The organism is Roseovarius mucosus, assembly GCF_002080415.1.
Taxonomy (GTDB): domain Bacteria; phylum Pseudomonadota; class Alphaproteobacteria; order Rhodobacterales; family Rhodobacteraceae; genus Roseovarius; species Roseovarius mucosus_A.
Genome location: NZ_CP020474.1, coordinates 1,820,501 through 1,839,719, shown reverse-complemented (window position 1 = coordinate 1,839,719; position 19,219 = coordinate 1,820,501). Strand labels below are relative to the sequence as shown.

At 63.1% G+C, this 19,219-nt stretch carries 15 protein-coding genes; 8 read left to right on the top strand and 7 right to left on the bottom strand.

The features are described 5' to 3' along the window. Positions 1–15: 15 nt before the first annotated feature. The 4 genes from ROSMUCSMR3_RS08925 to ROSMUCSMR3_RS08910 form a co-directional block, all read right to left on the bottom strand. Positions 16–627 carry a hypothetical protein gene (locus ROSMUCSMR3_RS08925; protein WP_081507102.1) on the bottom strand — a complete coding sequence of 204 codons (612 nt, stop codon included), beginning with the start codon at positions 625–627 and terminating at the stop codon, positions 16–18. Positions 628–654: 27 nt separating this feature from the next. Next, the gene (locus tag ROSMUCSMR3_RS08920) at positions 655–1,953 is read right to left on the bottom strand and encodes an ABC transporter substrate-binding protein (protein ID WP_081507101.1); all 1,299 of its coding nucleotides are present in this window, start codon (positions 1,951–1,953) and stop codon (positions 655–657) included. 94 nt (positions 1,954–2,047) lie between these two features. Continuing rightward, complete coding sequence (locus ROSMUCSMR3_RS08915; RefSeq protein ID WP_081507100.1) at positions 2,048–3,418, bottom strand: hypothetical protein; 1,371 nt, start codon at positions 3,416–3,418, stop codon at positions 2,048–2,050. 138 nt (positions 3,419–3,556) lie between these two features. Then, complete coding sequence (locus ROSMUCSMR3_RS08910) at positions 3,557–5,476, bottom strand: hypothetical protein (RefSeq protein ID WP_081507099.1); 1,920 nt, start codon at positions 5,474–5,476, stop codon at positions 3,557–3,559. A gap of 232 nt (positions 5,477–5,708) precedes the next feature. Here ROSMUCSMR3_RS08910 and ROSMUCSMR3_RS08905 point away from each other — a divergent pair, with 232 nt between their 5' ends. Both ROSMUCSMR3_RS08905 and ROSMUCSMR3_RS08900 read left to right on the top strand, forming a co-directional pair. After that, positions 5,709–6,404 carry a thiamine diphosphokinase gene (locus ROSMUCSMR3_RS08905; protein WP_081507098.1) on the top strand — a complete coding sequence of 232 codons (696 nt, stop codon included), beginning with the start codon at positions 5,709–5,711 and terminating at the stop codon, positions 6,402–6,404. After that, on the top strand, positions 6,401–8,035 hold the full coding sequence (locus ROSMUCSMR3_RS08900) for a hypothetical protein (RefSeq protein WP_081507097.1): 1,635 nt from the start codon (positions 6,401–6,403) through the stop codon (positions 8,033–8,035). Before ROSMUCSMR3_RS08905 ends, ROSMUCSMR3_RS08900 begins: the two co-directional genes overlap by 4 nt. Here the strand turns inward: ROSMUCSMR3_RS08900 and ROSMUCSMR3_RS08895 are convergent. After that, positions 8,032–8,613 carry a DUF1285 domain-containing protein gene (locus tag ROSMUCSMR3_RS08895; protein ID WP_081507096.1) on the bottom strand — a complete coding sequence of 194 codons (582 nt, stop codon included), beginning with the start codon at positions 8,611–8,613 and terminating at the stop codon, positions 8,032–8,034. The two genes, ROSMUCSMR3_RS08900 and ROSMUCSMR3_RS08895, sit on opposite strands and share 4 nt — an antisense overlap. A 69-nt stretch (positions 8,614–8,682) precedes the next feature. Here ROSMUCSMR3_RS08895 and ROSMUCSMR3_RS08890 point away from each other — a divergent pair, with 69 nt between their 5' ends. From ROSMUCSMR3_RS08890 to ROSMUCSMR3_RS08875, 4 genes are read left to right on the top strand one after another with little or no spacing between them, the layout of a single operon-like run. Beyond that, on the top strand, positions 8,683–9,690 hold the full coding sequence (locus ROSMUCSMR3_RS08890) for an AAA family ATPase (protein WP_008281380.1): 1,008 nt from the start codon (positions 8,683–8,685) through the stop codon (positions 9,688–9,690). A gap of 1 nt (position 9,691) precedes the next feature. Further along, entirely contained in the window at positions 9,692–10,576 is an 885-nt protein-coding gene (locus ROSMUCSMR3_RS08885) for a DUF58 domain-containing protein (RefSeq protein ID WP_008281381.1), read from the top strand. Further along, complete coding sequence (locus ROSMUCSMR3_RS08880; RefSeq protein ID WP_198385597.1) at positions 10,573–13,329, top strand: DUF4159 domain-containing protein; 2,757 nt, start codon at positions 10,573–10,575, stop codon at positions 13,327–13,329. Before ROSMUCSMR3_RS08885 ends, ROSMUCSMR3_RS08880 begins: the two co-directional genes overlap by 4 nt. Further along, positions 13,326–15,374, top strand: a complete 2,049-nt coding sequence (locus ROSMUCSMR3_RS08875) for a hypothetical protein (RefSeq protein WP_081507094.1) — start codon at positions 13,326–13,328, stop codon at positions 15,372–15,374. The genes ROSMUCSMR3_RS08880 and ROSMUCSMR3_RS08875 overlap by 4 nt, the downstream gene beginning before the upstream one ends. A gap of 9 nt (positions 15,375–15,383) precedes the next feature. Here ROSMUCSMR3_RS08875 and ROSMUCSMR3_RS08870 read toward each other — a convergent pair whose 3' ends face one another. Continuing rightward, positions 15,384–15,737 carry a hypothetical protein gene (locus tag ROSMUCSMR3_RS08870; RefSeq protein WP_081507093.1) on the bottom strand — a complete coding sequence of 118 codons (354 nt, stop codon included), beginning with the start codon at positions 15,735–15,737 and terminating at the stop codon, positions 15,384–15,386. Between the two features lie 35 nt (positions 15,738–15,772). Continuing rightward, the gene (locus ROSMUCSMR3_RS08865; protein ID WP_081507092.1) at positions 15,773–16,492 is read right to left on the bottom strand and encodes a DUF599 domain-containing protein; all 720 of its coding nucleotides are present in this window, start codon (positions 16,490–16,492) and stop codon (positions 15,773–15,775) included. A gap of 81 nt (positions 16,493–16,573) precedes the next feature. Between ROSMUCSMR3_RS08865 and ROSMUCSMR3_RS08860 the strand changes: the two genes are divergently transcribed. Beyond that, the gene (locus tag ROSMUCSMR3_RS08860) at positions 16,574–18,007 is read left to right on the top strand and encodes an FAD-linked oxidase C-terminal domain-containing protein (RefSeq protein WP_008281386.1); all 1,434 of its coding nucleotides are present in this window, start codon (positions 16,574–16,576) and stop codon (positions 18,005–18,007) included. Positions 18,008–18,066: 59 nt separating this feature from the next. Then, positions 18,067–19,212 (top strand): glycolate oxidase subunit GlcE, encoded by a 1,146-nt coding sequence (glcE, locus tag ROSMUCSMR3_RS08855; RefSeq protein WP_081507091.1) that lies wholly within the window; start codon positions 18,067–18,069, stop codon positions 19,210–19,212. Positions 19,213–19,219: the final 7 nt, after the last annotated feature.

The following is a 19,219-nucleotide window of genomic DNA, read 5'->3' as shown; positions in this document are numbered from 1 at the left end:
ATGTGCGGTGCCACGTCATTGCGCGGCAAACTCCAACCCGCCCATCAGGATGCGGTCATCATCGGTCAGGGTCACGATCTGGCCATGCTTGCGCTCTAGCGCGCGGGCCACCACCTCGTTGCGGGGCTCCCATTTATAGGCGCGGTCCTCGGTGACGGGGGCCCAAGTCAGCCGACCGCCCCGACGCCACGGGTCCAGCACGATGCCCTTGCGAAAATCATCGCCTTTGGCGCTGACAATCGCGGTGCTGTGTTCCAACCGAAAGGCATTCTCGGCATTGGCGACCGCGCGGTGCAGATCAAGCGTCTGGAATTCCTCGAGCTTTAAGCGGTCCTCCATATCGCGCGCCCAATGCCAGCAAAGGCCGCGTGGTTTCAGCCCCATGTTGACCTTGGTGTTGTGCACAATGGGCGGATCGGTGATCTCGTATTCCAGCGCAAGGCGGTGGGTATGTTCATAGGCGATGCGCGCGGCGCGCGCGGCCTCTTCTGGGTCTACGTCTGGTCCAAGCCCACGGATCGCCGCCGCAAGCCGCGTCACCTCTCGCGCCTCGGGGGGCGGGGGCGGCGCGCCGCACCCCGCCAGAACCGACGCCGCCAGCCCTATCAGAACAAGCCTCCGCTTCACCCTATCGCCCCGCTTGCCAAACTCGCCTTAGAAGGGCTGAGCCGTGTAATCCACCTCATCGGGATAAAGCGTATCCTCGATAGAGGTGCGATGCACGCGCACCAGTTTTCCGCCCTCAACCCGGCTGATATTCTGATGACCAAAGACCTGATGCGTCTTGCCGTTGAAAATCTTGTCGCCCTGCGGATGCGCAAGGCTCTCGGGCAGGGTTGTCATCGCCTCGACCGCCTCGATCAACGCGGCACGGTCCTGCGGCCCGGTATAGCCCGCCGCCTCCATCCCGGCCTTGATGACATGCAGCGTTTCCCAGCAGCCAAACATATGCGCATAGGTCGACACGTCCCGCGGGTCGCTGATCGACGACCCCCGCTCGTTGACCCCCACCGCCGCACGATAGGCAGTTTCATGCGCGCTTTCGTCCGGTTGCTGATCGCGGCACATGCCTTCCCAGAAATAGCTGTTTTCAAGGAATTCCAGACCGGGGCTGTCGATCGCCACCGCCTCTAGACTGTCGATAAAGCCGAAGAGCGCCGGACCCTGCCCACCAAAGAACTCGCCCAGCTCCTTGACGAAGGTCAGCACGGCAGGCCCGACCATGACGTGATAAAGCACTTCTGTATCACGCGGGATCTTGGGGAAATACTTGGTGAATGAGGTTTCCGAGGGCGGGATTGCGATATGCGCCAGCACCTCGCCGCCCTGCGCCTCGATCGCTTGGGTAAAGAAATCGCGGTGATCGTGACCAAAGGCGAAGTCCGGGAAGACCATCGTGACCTTTTTGCCAAGGTTCGCTGCCACATAGGGCGCCATCGCCTGAACCTGGCTTTTGACATCTGTGATGCCCGGTTGCAGCGTGTAGCGGTTGAGCATGCCAGAGGCCACGTGATGCCCTTCGGAGACCACGAAATACGGCAGCTTCAATTCGCCCGCACGCGGCGCAGAGCCAATGACGACATGGCTGAAAAGCGTGCCAAACCCGATGTCACAGCCATGCTGATTGGCGAATTTCTCGACCACTTCGGCCCCGCGCTTGGGGTCTGTGCCGTCATCCTCGGCGACAATCTCGACCATGCGGCCATTGATGCCGCCACCCTCGTTGATCAGCTTGACCGCCGCCTGCGTGGTGCGGTCATACCAGCGGCCATAGGCGGCACCGATGCCGGTGCGATGCACCTGAAAGCCGATTTTGATGGGGGCTGCGGTCTGCGCTTGGCTGTAGCGCGCCCAGAGCGGCAGGCTTGCCGCCGCAACGCCACCGACAAGGGCCCCGCGCCGCGTGATGCCGGTTTTTGGCCCGGTTTGCTGGCCATGTTTCGGGGTGTTCATCGCGCATCCTCCAAAGATCAATCGCCCTTACAGGGCAAATGCCGCACCTGCATACCTTGCGCAAGCCCCTAGGGGTTGTCCAGCGGTTAACGTGTCACGCCCCCCGTGGCGTCGCCAATAGCCAGAGGCCAAAGACAGTATAGGCCACCATGAAAAGGGCGAGCGGCACCTGTCCCAGCACGGCGCGCCGCCGCCCTTCGCCTGCGCGCATTGCCAGCGCATGTGCCAGCAGAATGGCGATCACATGGCCTGCGACCACGGCGCCCGCCTGCGTCATCCAGATCAACTTGACCGGTCCGGGGGTGTTCAGGAATCCGGCGGAAATTGTAAGGTCTGAAAGGCCCAGCGCCCGTGCAATGGCGGCCAGAACATATTGTCCATCAAGCAGAAACGCGGTCAGGTAATGAGCAATGTGATAGGCCAGAGCGATCGGCAGCAAGGTGGGCGCATAGAGGCAAAAGAGCCCGCGTAAGGCGCGCGGTCGCCCCCCTGCCATCCGCTCACCGAGCCAAAGGGCGGTGGCAAAGACCACAATAAGTGCGATGTTGGCTAAAATTAACCCCAAGATGTTGGGGGAGATGACTGCAGAGCGGCCCGGAAACTCTAACGGGTTCAGGCCCAGAATGCCCAGCCAGAGGAATGTTTCATTGATCCCATCGAAACTGCCAGAGCCAAGCAGGATCAGACAGAAGCAAGCCAGCCCCAAGCTGACGGTGCGGCCTTTTGCAATCTTCCAGCCGGGCAGCCCAATGGAAATGCAACCATGTGAAAAGCCCAGAAAACTCATCCGTCTATAGGCGCGCATCAACACTGTGAGTGCCTCGGCCCGCACCAGCCAGGCAGGGCCGAAAAGCATCAGCCCGGCCAGCATGGCATACCAGTAAAAGCCCACCACCACCGCCAGCCGCCCCGGATCGGCAGGGGCCGGATCGGCCAGAAGAAACCCGGAAAAGGCAAGGAAACCCAATACGCCAGGCCAATGGCCCAAGGCGCGGGGATAGCGCAAGGGCGCGCGCATCCCGGTGAGGTGGCGCAGCAAGACACCCACCCCCACCCAAGGATTAAGCCAACGCCAGACATCCCCAACCACCCCCTGAACCGTGACCAGCACAATCCAGAACACCACCCAGATCGCCAGCGGCAAGGGATTGACGCCCGGATCACCCGGCCCGGTCAACCCCCGCCAGACCAGCCAACCCAGCAGGGCTGACACTGCAAGACTGGTGAAATAGCGTGCAAAAACAGAAGGGCGCAGGCGGGCAATCCCGATGGGTCGGAACAACTGTTCGGCAAATTCCCCCGGCAGAATGGCCAAGAGCGCCACGGTCAGCGCCACGGTAAGGCCCCCGGCAGCGATGTAAACATCTGTAGGCAACAGCAGGACAAACCCCTGTTCGCCCGCATGCGCCCAGACGGCCCCCGCCGTTAGGCTAGCAAGTCCTCCGCTCAGCATGATCGCGCGCATATGCCTGCCCCGTTTTCCCGCCCAGCCGAGTCTGACCTGTCCCCAACCTGCGGGAAAGGGGGAAATCGCCCCAGACAAACGAAAACCCCCGCACCAGAGGCGCGGGGGCGTACCGTTCACCACACAAACCTGTCGCGCTTACCCCGCGTGGCGGTGTCCTGTCGCGCGAAATTCTGTCACGTCCGTCACTGCAAACCGGCCACCGGCCAGCTTTTGCAGCTTGCCCTGACGCAACAGTTGCCCAAAGGAGCGCAAGCCATCCTCGCGCGAGAAGCGCTCTTGCTCGACTTCTTTGAGTTTCCCCATCAGCATCGGGCGCGAGAATTGCGGACGTCCTTCGACATCCGAGAGATAGGCCGCCGCCGCTTCGAGCAGGTCGGGCAAGCTGTTTGCGCCCACTTCTTCGGCGAAAGAGGTGAAGTTGCCCTCATTGGAGGATGTCGTGCTCTCCACTTCGAGATCGGCGGCAGAGATGCGGCGCGGGCGAATGGGCGCGCGCGGTGTGTCGATCCGCTGTTCCGCCACCAGCTTGAGCGGCGCGGGGCGGCTTTCTTCGGGGCGGGCAGACCGCTCTGTCGGGGAAGCGATCTGCGGACGGCGCGGGCGCACGACACTGGCCAAATCGCTGCGATAGGGGGTATCATCGACATTCTCGCGCAGCGTTGATCCCGCGCTCTGCTCTGCGCGGGTGGCGGCCACGGCGGCGCGCAGATGCTGGATGGCGTTGCGCCGCTGGCTGGAGGCGGGTGCCTCAAGCTGGGTGTCGGTCTTGTCGAAGATGCGCGTAAGGTCGTTGGAGCCGGATGCGTCTTCAAAGCGCCGCATGCCCTGCTCTTGCGCAGGAGTCATCGCGCCCTCGTTCTGGTCGTCTTCGTCTTCGTCTTCGTCTTCGTCTTCGTCAGTGGCAAGCGGCGGGGTCTGCTCGGCCTCGGCGGCGATGTCCTCGATGTCCTCGATTTCGTCTGCCTCAGCGCCCTGCGTCGGGATGTCTGCCTCTGGTTCTGGGTCGGCTGTCGTGGCACTTTCGAGGGCCAATTCGGCCTCGACTTCGGCGAGTTCGCGCTGCAACTCGGCCTCTTCCTCTGGGCTGAGAATGCTGGTCTCGGCGTCAAAGAGATTGTCCTCCTCGTCGTCGAAATCGTCGTCGTCATCCTCTTCAAAGATACCTTTGGCGACGGCGGCCTCAAACTCGGTGCGTTTGACCTTGATCACGCGGGCGAGGGGGGGCGTTTCGGGCTTGGTCTCTGGGGTCTCGGTCGGTGTGGCATCCGCCATCAGCGCGGCCAGAGTATCCTCAAAGTCGTCGGCTTCGGCCACTTCGGTCTCTGTTTCCTCGTCGGTCAGCACCTCTAGCGGTTCGGGCGTGGGCACTGGCTCGGCGGACAGGATGGCGTCGAAATCCAGATCTTCGTCTTCGGCCTCTTCGACCGTGACGGTTTCGTTACGATCATCTTCGGCCATGACGGCGCTTAGATCCTCGGCAACAGTATCGAGGAAATCCTGCGCGTGTTCATCTTCGGTGTATTCAGAGTCTGCGGTCTCTGCGTCCTGCGCCACGACCGAGCGGATACGGCTCAACTTGGCGGCGATGCTCTCGCTGTCCGGGGCAGATGCCGCATGGATGATCTGCGGCTCTTGCTCTAGCCCCTCGGGCTGAATCGGGGCCTCGTATGCTACGGGCTCTTGGGCGACCGCGGCGGGTGTGTCTGGCAGGCTTGCAAGCTCTTCTTCCGCCTCGTCAGTATCGACCATCTCCGGCGCAGCCTCGGCCATGGCCGGCGGCACAGGGGCGGTTTGGGGCATCTCGGGCGCGGTTTCGGGGTGTTCCGGTTCGGCGGCAACCTCTGGGGTGGGGGCCACCAAGGGCGCGCGCACCACCGCTTGCTCGCTCGCGGCGCGCAGAACGATTTTGCCTCGCTCTTCATGTGCCTCGACGCGCCGGGCGATTTCCCGCTCGGCGATTCGCGCCAGCATCTCGGCATCAGGGGTTGGCGGCTCTGCTCCGAAATACCGGTCATCCGCTGCCAGATCGCGAAAATACTCCGCAATCGCCTTCATTGTATCAAAGGAATCGTCAAAGCCTTCTAATGTGCACGAAAATGTGCCGTAGGAGACCGTAAGTATCTTGTTTGAACCAACCATAATATGCGCTCGCTTTGCTTGCCTGCAAAGACAGGGTTTACCATGACGCCATAGACCAAAGCGGCCCGATTCTTAGATTTTTACCGTATCATTTCGTGTTCAGAATGTGACATCAGGTACGTTAACGCAACGATAACAGGTAAAGTTGATGATTGTTCGCGAAACAGAACCTGTAATCCTGATCGGCGGGGCCTCTCTGCCCGAAGGTCAGGTTAACCAAGTGCTCCGGCTTGCCCGGGTTGTGATTGCGGCGGATAGCGGGGCGGATAGTGCGCTGCAGCATGGGATCACACCGCAGGCTGTGATTGGCGATTTCGACAGTATTTCGCAATCGGCGCGTGCCGCGATCCCAGAAGCGGCGCAGTTTCCGGACCCCGATCAGGATACGACGGATTTCGAGAAATGCCTGAGGGCGATTGCGGCACCGCTTATCCTTGGGCTGGGATTTTGTGGCGACCGGATGGATCACCAACTGGCAGCCTGCACCGCCTTGGCGCGCCATCCCTGGCAGCGCTGTATACTTTTGGGGGAGCGGGATCTGATGTTTCTTTGTCCGCCCTCGCTGAACCTGCCGCTGCCAGAGGGGGTGCGCGTCTCGCTTTTCCCGATGGGCGCGGTTGAGGGGGTGTCGCAGGGGCTGAAATGGCCGATTGGCGGGCTCAACCTTGCGCCGGACGGGCGTATCGCCACGTCAAATGCGGCGCTTGGGCCGGTGCATCTTGCGGTGACCGCCCCCAAGCTGCTGGTCATCCTGCCGCTTGAAATGCTCGATATGACGGTGGGGGCGTTGCGTGCCACGCAGGCCTATTGGCCAAGCCCCGGCAAAGAGGGCGACCGCGCATGACCCTGACACAGCGCCTGATGACATGGGCCGATGCCGTCGTCTTTGATCTTGGGCGGCAGATGCGCTGGACGTTTCTGCCACCTTTGATGGTCTATTTCGCGGCTGGGTTTTCCGGGCTGACGATGATCGTCGGCACATTCTTTGTGAAAGAATACCTCGACCTTTCGGCGGCCTATCTGGCGGGTCTTGCGTTCTGGGCGGGGTTGCCCTGGGCGCTCAAGATGCCGCTTGGGCATCTGGTGGATATCATCTGGCGGTGGAAATGGCTGTTGATCTATCTTGGTGCGGGGCTGATCGGGCTGTCGGTGCTGATCATGTATCTACTGCTGACCCGGACCGAGGCGATGGTGGCGATCATGCCGATGGGGGCGTGGTATGTGACCTCGTACCTTCTGGCCCCATGTGGGTTGGTCATTCAGGACGCGGTGGCTGATGCGATGTCGGTCGAGGCGGTGCCGCGATTTGATGCAGAGGGCCAAGCGATTGATCTGGACAGGTCGCGGGCGCTGCATACCACGATGCAGACGCTGGGGCGGTTTGCGCTGATTTCCGGCACACTCGCAGTGGCCGCGCTCAATATCTACATGTTCGCGGGAATCGAGGAGCTGGGGCCAGAGGCCAAACGCGCCACCTATGCGCTCATTTATCTATCAGCCCTGTCTATTCCGTTGGTGTCGGTGTCGGGTGTGTTGTTGGCGGCATGGCAGAAACATCGCCTGCGCCGTGGCCTGCGCCAAACCGGGCTGAGCGAGGCGGAGGCCGATACCCTGTTTGAGCGTCCCGGCGAAAAGACGCAGGCGAACCCATGGTATTTCATTGGCGGGGCGGGATTTGTGGCGCTGTCGCTTACCATCGGCCTGAGCGACATCCCCTTTGGGCAAGAGATCATCTTTGCGGGGTCCATGGCGATTGTGCTTTTGCTGATGCGGCAGCTTGTGGCGGTTCTGCCGGTGGCGCAGGCGCGCACATTGGTGGGCACGGCGATCATCATCTTCATGTTCCGCGCCACGCCGCGTCCGGGCGATGGCTATACGTGGTTCTCGATCGACCTTTTGGCGTTCGATCAACAGTTCCTGTCGGTGCTGTCCCTCATCACCTCTGTTTTGACGTTGGTGGGCATGGTGATCCTGCGCCCGCTGATGGCGCATCGTAGCATCGTCTATATCGTGGTGCTGCTCACGCTGGCGGGGGGCATTCTGTCCTTGCCCAATATCGGGCTTTATTATGGGGTGCAGGAGATCACGGCGGCCATGACAGGCGGCATCGTCGATGCCCGGTTCATCGCCATTCTAGATACAGCCATTGAATCGCCTCTGGGGCAGGTTGCCATGATCCCGATGCTGGCCTGGATCGCGCGCAATGCGCCGGATAATCTCAAGGCGACATTCTTTGCCGTGATGGCATCCTTTACGAATCTGGCGCTGTCGGCGAGTTCGCTGCTGACCAAATATCTCAACGAGGTTTTCATCGTGACGCGCGAGGTGCGGGATGCGGCAACCGGGCAGATCACGACACCGGCGGATTACAGCGCCTTGGGGATGCTCTTGATCACCGTGACGCTGATCACGGTCGGCCTGCCGCTCTTGACGGTGTTCGTCATTCAGCGCTCACGGTTGCGCAGTAAGGATTAGGGCAATTCCGCCTCTGGGATGACCGGAAAGAACTGGCCGCCGGACCAAAGCCCGAACCAGCCGTCGTGCCGGTCGCCGATCTCGACAAGGCGGTAAAAGCTTTTGCGGTCGATCAGCGCCTCAAGATTGGCGCGCACCAGCACATAAGGTGACGGTTCGCCGGTTTCGGGGTCGCGGGTGACGCGGATGGGGGTATCGGGGCCGGCGGTCACATGGTCGCCGACATTGGTTTCAAACCGCAGGGTTTGCGCGGCCCCCGTGCCTTCAGCTTCGAAATCCACTGCGACAAAGGGTGCGTCATCGACGGTGATTCCGACCTTTTCAACCGGAGTGACCAAAAAGTAATCATCGCCATCGCGGCGCAGGATGGTGGAGAAAAGCCGCACCAGTTCGGGCCGCCCGATGGGGGTCCCAAGGTAGAACCACGTGCCATCGCGCGCAATCCGCATGTCTAGATCGCCGCAAAACGGCGGATTCCACAAATGCACCGGCGGCAGCCCTTTGCCCTTGGCCCGCACCGCCCGCGCAGAGGCGGCGATGCCTTCGGCTGACGGGCTTGTGACGGAATCTTTGCTCATTGCTTTTGCCATTTCTGTCCCAAGCTATACACTCATACAGAATGATATAGGTCTGACGGGAGTTTTGCCATGACCGATGACACTGATCTCTTGGCCGGTCTGGAGGCGCTGGAGGGCAAATTGGCCCAAGCGCGGGCGTCGATCACCCGGCGGTTCATCGGGCAGGAGCAGGTTGTCGACCTGTCCCTGTCGGCGCTGCTGTGTGGTGGTCACGGTCTCTTGATCGGGCTGCCCGGTCTGGGCAAGACGCGACTGGTCGAGACATTGGGCACGGTCATGGGCCTGCACACCAACCGGGTGCAGTTCACGCCAGACCTGATGCCCGCCGACATTCTGGGTAGCGAGGTTCTGGAAACCGCTGAGGATGGCAAGCGCGCGTTCAAGTTCATCGAGGGGCCGGTGTTCTGTCAGCTTTTGATGGCGGATGAAATCAACCGCGCCAGCCCGCGCACCCAGTCCGCCCTGTTGCAGGCGATGCAGGAACGCACCGTGACGGTGGCCGGTGTCAGCCGCCCGCTGGGCACGCCGTTTCATGTGCTGGCGACACAGAACCCGATTGAACAAGAAGGCACCTATCCGCTGCCCGAGGCGCAGTTGGACCGTTTTCTTGTTCAGATCGAAGTGCCCTATCCGGACCGTGATACCGAACGCGCGATCCTCTTGGCGACCACGGGCGCTACGGAAGAGGCGGCACATGGGGTCTTTACCCCGTCCGAATTGATTGCCGCGCAACAGATGCTGCGCCGGATGCCAGTGGGCGAAAAGGTGATGGAGGCGATTCTCGATCTGGTGCGCGCCTGCCGCCCCGAGGATGCCAGCGCCGCCGATGGGGTGCGCGCGAGCGTGGCTTGGGGGCCGGGGCCGCGCGCGGCGCAGGCGCTGATGCTGACCGTGCGGGCGCGGGCGATGCTGCAAGGGCGGCTTGCGCCTGATGCCAGCGACGTGGCCGCCATGGCGCAGCCGGTTCTGGGGCACCGGATGGCGCTGAATTTCGCGGCGCGCGCGCGGGGCGAGAGCCTGCCTGCGCTGATTGCCCGCACGGTCGAAGATGTGACTCGCGTGCAGGCCGCCGCCTGAGATGGCCGATCTCGCCCCCGCCCCCCTGCGCCCCCGCGCCGAGGCTGAAGCCGCCCGGTTTCCGCCGCTCTTGGCGCAGGCGGAATTTTTGGCGCGCACGGTGCTCTTGGGCGAGCATGGGCGGCGGCGCGCGGGTGCGGGCGATGATTTCTGGCAATACCGCCCGGTGCAGCCCGGTGATAGCCGCCGCATGATCGACTGGCGTCGTTCTGCGCGCTCTGATGTGCAATTCGTGCGGCAGCGGGAATGGCAAATCGCACAGAGCGTGATGCTCTGGGTCGATCCTGCCGCCTCCATGCGCTTTGCCAGCGACAAGAACCTACCCGACAAGGCTGATCGCGCGCGCCTGTTGGCGCTGGCGGTGGCGATCCTGCTGGTGCGCGGGGGGGAACGGGTGGGCCTTACGGGGAGCGCCTTGCCGCCCCGGCGCGGTGAGGTGCAGGTTGCGCGACTGGCTGAGGCGCTCTTGCAGGAGAGTGGGGCGGATTATGCCAGCCCTGATATGTCTGGCCTCATTCCGCATGGCCGGGCGCTGCTGATTTCTGATTTCATGGGTGATCTGGACCCGTTGCGCGAGGCGCTGACAGGGGCAGCGGATCGGGGGGTGCGCGGCCTGCTCTATCAGGTGCTGGACCCCGCAGAAGAGGCGTTTCCCTATACCGGGCGCACGATTTTTGAGAGCATGGGCGGCACCCTTGCCCATGAGACGTTGAAGGCAGGCGATCTGCGGGCGCGGTATCTGGAGCGTTTGGCCGAGCGTAAAGATGCGCTGGCCGCACTTTGCCATGCGACGGGCTGGCGCTATGGGTGTCACCACACCGGCGAAAGCGCGCAATCGGCGCTCTTGTGGCTGCATGGCGCGATGGCCGGGGGGGCGGGCGCATGATCTTGGGCCCAATTGGCTTTGCGGTTCCTTGGCTCTTGTGGGCGCTGGTGGCTTTGCCGATCCTTTGGATCATCCTGCGCGCCGTGCCGCCCGCACCGATCCGGCGGCGCTTTCCCGGAGTGGCGTTGCTTTTGGGTCTCAAGGACGAGGACAGCGTCAGCGACCGCACGCCGTGGTGGCTCTTGCTGCTGAGGATGCTGGCGGTGGCGGCGGTGATCGTGGGGCTGGCGGGGCCAGTGCTCAATCCGCGCGACGAGGGCGAGGCGCGCGCGTCTGGCCCACTTTTGATCCTGATGGATGGCAGTTGGGCCAGTGCGCGGGACTGGGCAGCGCAAACGGCGGTAATCGACGCGATGCTGGCAGAGGCCGGGCGTGATGGGCGACCTGCGGCTTTGATGCAACTCAGCGATCCACAAGCGCCGGTGTTTCAGGCGGCGGACAGTCTGCGCGCGCGGGTGCCGGGGCTTATCCCCGCCCCTTGGGCTGTCACGTCAGAGGCGATGGCGCGGGCCGTCGATCTGTTGGGCGAGGCAGAGTTCGAGACGCGCTGGTTTTCGGACGGGTTGGACCGCGAGGGGCGCATGCCGGTGCTTGAGGCGCTTGAGGCGCGTGGCCCGGTCACCGTCCACGAAAGCCCACGCGCCGTGCTGGCGCTGACCCCGCCGACGCTGGAAGACGGGCAGATCCAATTGCGCGCGTTGCGTGCCGTGCCGGGGCCGCTGCGCGAGATCGCGGTCAATGCCCATGGGCTGGACCCTGCCGGTGTCTCGCGTGTTTTGGCCACTTTGCCGATGACGTTTGACGAGGGGGCGATTGCGGCGACAGGCGCGCTGGCGCTGCCGCCCGAACTTCGCGCCCGCGTCACGCGGTTCGAGATCGCCGGAGAAGCACAGGCGGGGGCGGTGACCCTGACCGATGATGGGCTGAAGCGGCGCGAAGTGGCGCTGATCGCGGGGCGCGAGGATCGCGAAGGGCTCGAACTCTTGTCGCCGCTGCATTACCTTGAACAGGCGTTAAGCCCTACCGCTGACCTCTTGGAAGGGGGGCTGATGGATGTGTTGCCCGCGAATCCTGATGTGATCGTGCTGGCGGATGTTGCGGTGCTGTCGGGCGCGGAACAGGCAGCCTTGCTGGACTGGGCGGACAAGGGCGGCCTGCTTTTGCGCTTTGCCGGGCCGCGCGTTGCGGCAAGCGATGTGTCGCGCAGCGACGAAGATCCGCTGATGCCTGTGCGCTTGCGCGCGGGTGGGCGCACAGTAGGCGGCGCGATGAGCTGGGGCGAGCCCAAGACGCTGGCCCCCTTCATTGAAGGCAGCCCGTTTCAGGGGCTGGCCATTCCGGGTGATGTGACAGTCAGCGCGCAGGTGATGGCGCAGCCTGATCCCACCTTGGCGGATCGGGTGATTGCGCAACTCAGTGATGGCACACCGCTTGTCACGCGCAAGCGGATCGGGGCGGGGCAGGTGGTGCTGTTCCATGTCACGGCCAATGCCGAATGGTCGAGCCTGCCGCTTTCGGGGCTGTTCGTGCAGATGCTGGAACGTCTGGCCGTTTCATCCGCGATGTCACCGCCCGATGCGGCGGAAATGGCCGGTACGACATGGCAACCGCTGCAGGTGCTGGACGGGTTCGGTCGGCTGAATGAGGCGGACACGCGCCCCGGTGTGGCGGGCGAGCGGCTTTTGTCCGGCTCGCTTGGCCCCGATCTCTGGCCCGGTCTGTATGAGGGCCCGGAGCGCAGTGTGGCGCGCAACGTGATTGATGGCGAAACCCAACTTAGCCCGGTGGCATGGCCCGCGCGCGTCGCGGTCGAGGGGTTGGAGCGTGCGCCTGAGACGCCGCTTGGCGGTTGGTTGCTGGCGGCAGCCTTGATGCTGCTGACCGCTGATATTCTGGCATCCTTGGCGCTGTCCGGGCGGCTTTGGCCTGCGCGGGTCGCAGCGGTGCTTGCCCTCGCGCTTAGCCTTGGGGCGGTGCCCGAGGCGCGGGCGCAGGATGACGCGCGCGCGTTGCTGGCGACCGAGGAATTGGCCTTGGCCTATGTGATCACCGGCGATACGCGGCTCGATGATACGTCGCGCGCGGGTCTGCGCGGGTTGGGGCAAGTGCTCAATTTTCGCACCTCGGTAGAGCCGGCAGAACCGCTGGCCGTCGATCTGGAACGTGACGATCTCACGTTCTATCCGATCCTCTATTGGCCAATCAGCGCCGATCAGCCGACCCCCTCGGCAGAGGCCTATGTCAAGCTCAACGATTATTTGCGCAATGGCGGGCTTATCCTTTTTGACACGCGCGATGCCGATGTTGCCGGGTTTGGCGCGGCCACGCCCAACGGCGCGCGATTGCAACGGATTGCGGCCCCGCTGGATATTCCGCCGCTCGAACCCTTGCCCGAGGATCACGTTCTGACGCGGACCTTCTACCTGCTGACTGATTTTCCGGGGCGACATTCCGGTCGGGCGGTTTGGGTCGAGGCGGCCCCGCCCGATGCTGAACAGATCGAGGGCATGCCGTTTCGCAATCTCAACGACGGGGTGACGCCGGTGGTGATTGGGGGCAATGACTGGGCTGCGGCCTGGGCGGTGAACGAGCGGGGCGATCCGCTATTTCCGGTCGGTCGTGGCTATGCCGGTGAGAGGCAAAGGGAACTGGCCTATCGTTTTGGCGTCAATCTGGTGATGCATGTGCTGACCGGCAATTATAAATCCGATCAGGTGCATGTGCCCGCACTTCTGGACAGGTTGGGCCAATGACCGGCAGCGTGATATTTGACCCCCTTTTGCCGATCTGGCTGATCGCGGTTCTGGCGGCGCTGGTGGCGTCGGGCTTGGCTTTGGCGCTTTGGCGCGGGTTGGCGGGATGGCCGTTCCGGGCGCTGGCCGGGCTGGTGATCCTTGCCGCGCTGATGGGGCCAGCCTATCAGCAGGAGGAACGCACCGCCCTCAGTGACATTGTTCTGATTGTCGAGGATCAAAGTGCCAGCCAAGACCTGACGGATCGCGCCACGCGCACGGCCGAGGCCGCCGACACTCTGACAGCACGGTTGGAAGCGCGCGGCAATACCGAGGTGCGCCGCGTGCAGGTGCCGGATGCGCCCGAGAATGGGGGCACGCAGGCCATGACGGCACTGGCACAGGCGATGGCCGAGGAGCCGCTTGGCCGTATCGCGGGCGTCATTCTTCTGTCGGATGGGCGTATCCATGATGTCGAGCGGGCACCAGACATTCCCGCCCCGCTGCATCTGTTGCACACAGGCCGCGAGGGGGATTGGGACCGGCGTTTGCGGATCGACAACGCCCCGGCCTTTGCCATTCTGGGCGAAGAGGTGCAAATGACCCTGACCGTAACCGATGAGGGCGCAGCCCCTACGGGCGTTATGTCTGTGCCGCTTGATATTTCGGTGGATGGGGCTGAGCCCCGCCGCTTTGAGGTGCCCTTGGGCGAGGAAATTACCCTGCCGCTGATGCTGCCGCATGGCGGGCGCAACGTCCTGCAATTCACCACCCCTGCCGCGCCGGGCGAATTGACGGATCGCAACAACACGGCGCTGGTGCAGATCAACGGTGTGCGCGACCGGCTGAGCGTTTTGCTGGTGTCGGGTCAGCCGCATCCCGGCACGCGGACATGGCGCAACCTGCTCAAATCCGACAGCGCGGTTGATCTGGTACATTTCACCATTCTGCGCCCGCCGGAAAAGCAAGACGGTGTGCCGGTGCGGGAATTGTCGTTGATCGCCTTTCCCACGCGCGAGCTGTTTCTGGAAAAGGTGGATGATTTCGACCTGATCATCTTTGACCGCTACCGGCGGCGGGGCATTCTGCCGAATGTTTATCTCGAGAATATCCGGCAATATGTCGAGAATGGCGGGGCGGTGCTGTTTGCCGCAGGTCCGGATTTTGCCGGGGCCGAGAGCATTTACCGTGGTCCGTTCGAGGCGATCATACCCGCCCGCCCGACCGCGCGTGTGGTCGAGGATGGCTATTTGCCCAAGGTCACGGATCTGGGCGAGCGGCATCCGGTGACCGCGGGGCTTGACCGGGAATTTGCCGGGGATTGGGGCCGTTGGTTGCGACAGGTGGAGGTCACGCAAACGGCGGGCGATGTGGTCATGTCCGGGGCGGATGACCGGCCCTTGCTTTTGCTTGACCGTGTGGGCGAGGGCCGCGTGGCGCTCTTGGCCTCGGATCACGCCTGGCTCTGGGGGCGCGGGTTTGAGGGCGGTGGTCCGCAGCTCGAACTGTTGCGGCGTCTGGCGCATTGGATGATGAAAGAGCCTGAGTTAGAGGAAGAGGCGCTCTGGGCCGAGGCGACGGGCCAGCAGATGCGCGTCATCCGACGCTCGTTAACCGAGGATGTTGGCGCCGTGACGATCACCACACCGTCTGGCGAGGTGGTGGAACGCCCGTTGGAAGAGGTCTCACCGGGGCGGTTTGAGACATTGTTCGATGGGCCGGAAATTGGTCTCTATCGTTTGGAAAACGGAGATCAGAGCGCGGTCATCGGCCTGGGACCAGCAGCGCCGGTTGAATTTGAGCGCACGATTGCCAGTGCCGAGGTGCTGCAACCCGAGATCGACGCGACCAATGGCGGAGTATGGGCGCTGGAGGACGGCGTGCCCGCGATCCGTGCCGTACGCGAAGGGCGTCCCGCCGCCGGGCGCGGCTGGATCGGGATCACACCGCGCGGCGCCTATGAGACCCAGAGCCTGCGCCAGATGGCGATCATGCCGCCTTGGCTGGTGCTGCTGCTGGTGTCAGGCTTGATCCTTGGGGGATGGCTGCGCGAGGGGCGGCGATAGGGGCCGCGCTTAGTGCCGCAGCTCGACCCGGAAGGGCGCGGTACTCCAGCCATCGACCGAGCAATGCGCCCGCACGAATACCTCTTGCGTGCCCTCAGGCAGGGGCAGACCATTCAGCGAGCGCGTAAAGGGTTGTTCTTCGACATGTGGGTGATGCAGCAGACGATAGCCCAGCCGATTGCCCGTCGCATCCAGAACCTCCCATCCATCAACATAGTGGTCCCAGCCGGTGTCAGGGTGCAGGACCGTGACCGCAATATTCCAGGCTGTCCCAACCTGTTTCAGTTGCACGCCAAGAATATCGGGGTGATCCGCTGCGGCGGAGCTGGCGACAAAGCCGAGGACGAGGCACAAGCATCTCATGCTGCGAAACTAGCGCATTCCTGCGCAAAAAACACTCAAGTCTCTGTGTGTTGGTCTGGACCGTCCGGCAGAAGCAGCACCGCGCGCGACTGTGACGCGAATTCCCGGCGCAAGAGCATGAGGCAGGTGATGATCGTGGCCCCGATCAGCGCCGCCGGCCCCAAGAGCCATGCCGCCGCCGAGAGCGCAAAGTAGATCGCCCGCAGGCCCCGATTAAACCCCCGCGCGGCGGTGATGTTGATCTCGGCCGCTTTGCGGGCACGCGGCAAGGCGGCGGGATCGCTTGGGTCATTGGGCACGGCGGCCATGATCACAGCGCAATAGCCAAAAAGCCGATTGGACCAGACGAATTTGAGAAAGGCATTGGTGAGAAACACGAGGATCACAAGGATCTTCACCTCCCAGACAATCACCGGCACAGTGGATGGGGTCAGATCATCGGCAATGCCCATCACCCGTTCCAGATCGCCCAGCATGGCGAGCGCCCCGCCGATAGCGATGAGCGTGGCCGAGGCGAAAAACGCAGTACCCTGCCGCAGGCTTCCCAAGAGCTGCGCATCGAAGATGCGGGCGTCACGGGCAACCATTTGCACCATCCATTCGCGCCGATACTGCGCCATCAGTTTTGTCACCGAGGGCCGCGCCTGGGGTGGGTTTTCGATCAAGAAGCCAAGGCAGAGCCAGCTCAGCGCCAATCCGCCCAAGGCAAGGGCGTCAAGCGTGCTGAAATGTGCTAGTTGATCCATCCAAATCATGCGCGCAAGCTATCGCTATGAGGTTTGACTTGCCAGATGCAAAAATTGGTTATATTTTATTACCAATCAGGAGGAGCTATCATGGAAATGCCCATCCCCCGGCCAGAGATTCTGGCGCGCAAGGCTGAATTGGTCGAACGTCTGCGCGAAGTTCTACCAGAAGATGCGGTGATTTCCGACCCCGCCGAGACGCGCGCCTATGAATGCGATGCGCTGACAGCTTATAAATGTGCGCCCTTGGTGGCAATCCTGCCGGGATCGACCAAAGAGGTCTCGGAGGCGCTGCGCATCTGTCACGACATGGGAGTGCCGGTGGTGCCGCGCGGCTCTGGCACGTCTCTTGCGGGTGGGGCGTTGCCCACGGCGGACAGTGTCATTCTGGGTGTGGCGCGGCTGAATGCGGTGCTTGAGACGGACTATGACAATCGTTTTATCCGGGTGCAGACAGGGCGTACCAATCTGAGCGTCACCGGCGCGGTTGAGGAACACGGGTTTTTCTATGCCCCCGACCCCTCAAGCCAATTGGCCTGCGCCATCGCGGGCAATATCGCGATGAATTCGGGCGGGGCGCATTGCCTGAAATATGGTGTCACGACCAACAACCTGATGGGTGTGACCATGGTGCTGATGGATGGCACCGTGCTGGAACTGGGCGGCGCACATCTGGAAGCCGAGGGGCTGGACCTCTTGGGGATCGTTTGCGGGTCTGAGGGGCAACTGGGCGTTGTGACCGAAGCGACGCTGCGCATCCTGCGCAAGCCAGAAGGCGCGCGCCCCGTGCTGATCGGATTCGATTCCAATGAGGTCGCAGGGGCCTGTGTGAGTGACATCATCAAGGCTGGCGTGCTGCCGGTGGCCATTGAATTCATGGACCGCCCCTGCATCGAGGCGACCGAGGATTTCGCCAAGGCGGGCTATCCGATGTGCGAGGCGCTGCTGATCGTCGAGGTTGAGGGATCGGATGCCGAGATTGACGAGCAACTGGGCCTGATCGAGGGGATTGCCCGGCGGCACAACCCGGTGGAATTCCGGCAGAGCCGGTCCCCCGAAGAAAGTGCCGCGATCTGGCTGGGCCGTAAATCGGCCTTTGGCGCGATGGGGCAGATCAACGATTACATGTGTCTGGATGGCACCATCCCGGTCAGCCAATTGCCGCATGTTCTAAAACGCATTGGCGAATTGTCGGAACAATTCGGGCTGGGTGTCGCCAATGTGTTTCACGCAGGCGACGGCAATATGCATCCGCTGATCCTGTTTGATGCCAATAAACCGGGTGATCTGGAACTGTGCGAAGACCTTGGGGCCGAAATCCTCAAGCTCTGTGTTGAAGTGGGCGGGTGCCTGACCGGCGAGCATGGGGTGGGTATCGAAAAACGCGACCTCATGACCCATCAATATGCGCCAGAGGATCTGGAAGCGCAGATGGCCGTAAAAGATGTGTTTGATCCCAAATGGCTGCTGAACCCGGCCAAGGTCTTTCCGCTGGCGTCCTCTGACGCGCGACGCGTGGCCTGAGCGATCCGACCGGGGGCCTTGCCCCCGGACCCATGAGTATTTTTCCAAGAAGAAGCAGCATGACACCCAAGACCGAAGCGGACCTGGCCGAGATCATCCGGGGTGCAGAAGGCCCATTGCGCATCGAGGGCGGTGGCACCCGACCGATTGGCGCGCTGTCCAATGGCGCACGGCTGAGCACCGCCGGCCTGAGCGGCATCACGCTCTATGAACCCGGCGCGCTGACGCTGGTGGCGCAGGCGGGCACGCCGCTTGCTGAGATCGAGGCCGCACTGGACGCCGAGGGACAGCGCCTGGCGTTTGAGCCGATGGATCACCGGGGATTGTTGGGCACCCAAGGAACACCCACAATCGGCGGTGTCGTCGCCGCCAATGTCAGCGGACCGCGCCGTATTCAGGCCGGGGCCTGCCGCGATTTCCTGCTTGGCGTGCGGTTTGTCGATGGGCGCGGGCAGATCGTCAAGAATGGGGGCCGCGTGATGAAAAACGTCACCGGCTATGATCTGGTCAAGCTGATGGCGGGCAGTTACGGCACGTTGGGTGTGCTGACCGAGGTCGCGCTCAAGGTCTTGCCGCGCCCGCGCAGCATGGGGATGCTGCGGATTGAGGGGCTGAGCGATGCCGTTGCTGTGACCGCGCTCTGCCGGGCGCTGGCGTCACCCTATGAGGTGACAGGGGCCGTGCATCTGCAAGCCAGTCCAGAGGGGGTGCCCCTGACCATGATCCGGCTGGAAGGGTTCGAGAATTCGGTGGCCTACCGCGCTGAGGCGCTGACGCGGCTTTTGGCCGAGTTCGGCGCGTGCAGCTTTGAGGCAGATCCAGAAAAGACCGCCGCGGCATGGGCACATATCCGCGATGTCGGCCCGTTTCAGGGGCGGGCGGGCGATGTCTGGCGGTTGTCGGTGAAGCCCACCGATGCGCCGGGGATCGTTGCTGATCTGAGCGGCGGCGAGGCGTTTTATGATTGGGGCGGCGGGTTGATCTGGCTGTTGGCTGCCCAAGGATCGGGGTTGAGTGCCGCGAAAATCCGCAGCGCGGTGGCCGCGCGCGGCGGCCATGCCACGCTGATCCGTGGCGACAGAAGCCAAGGCGCGTTTCACCCGTTGCCCGGCCCGGTGGCGGCCTTGCAGGCCGGGCTGCGGCAGAAATTCGATCCAAGACAGATTCTAAATCCGGGGCTGATGGCCACGGGTGCAGCCGTCTGAGTGGCGG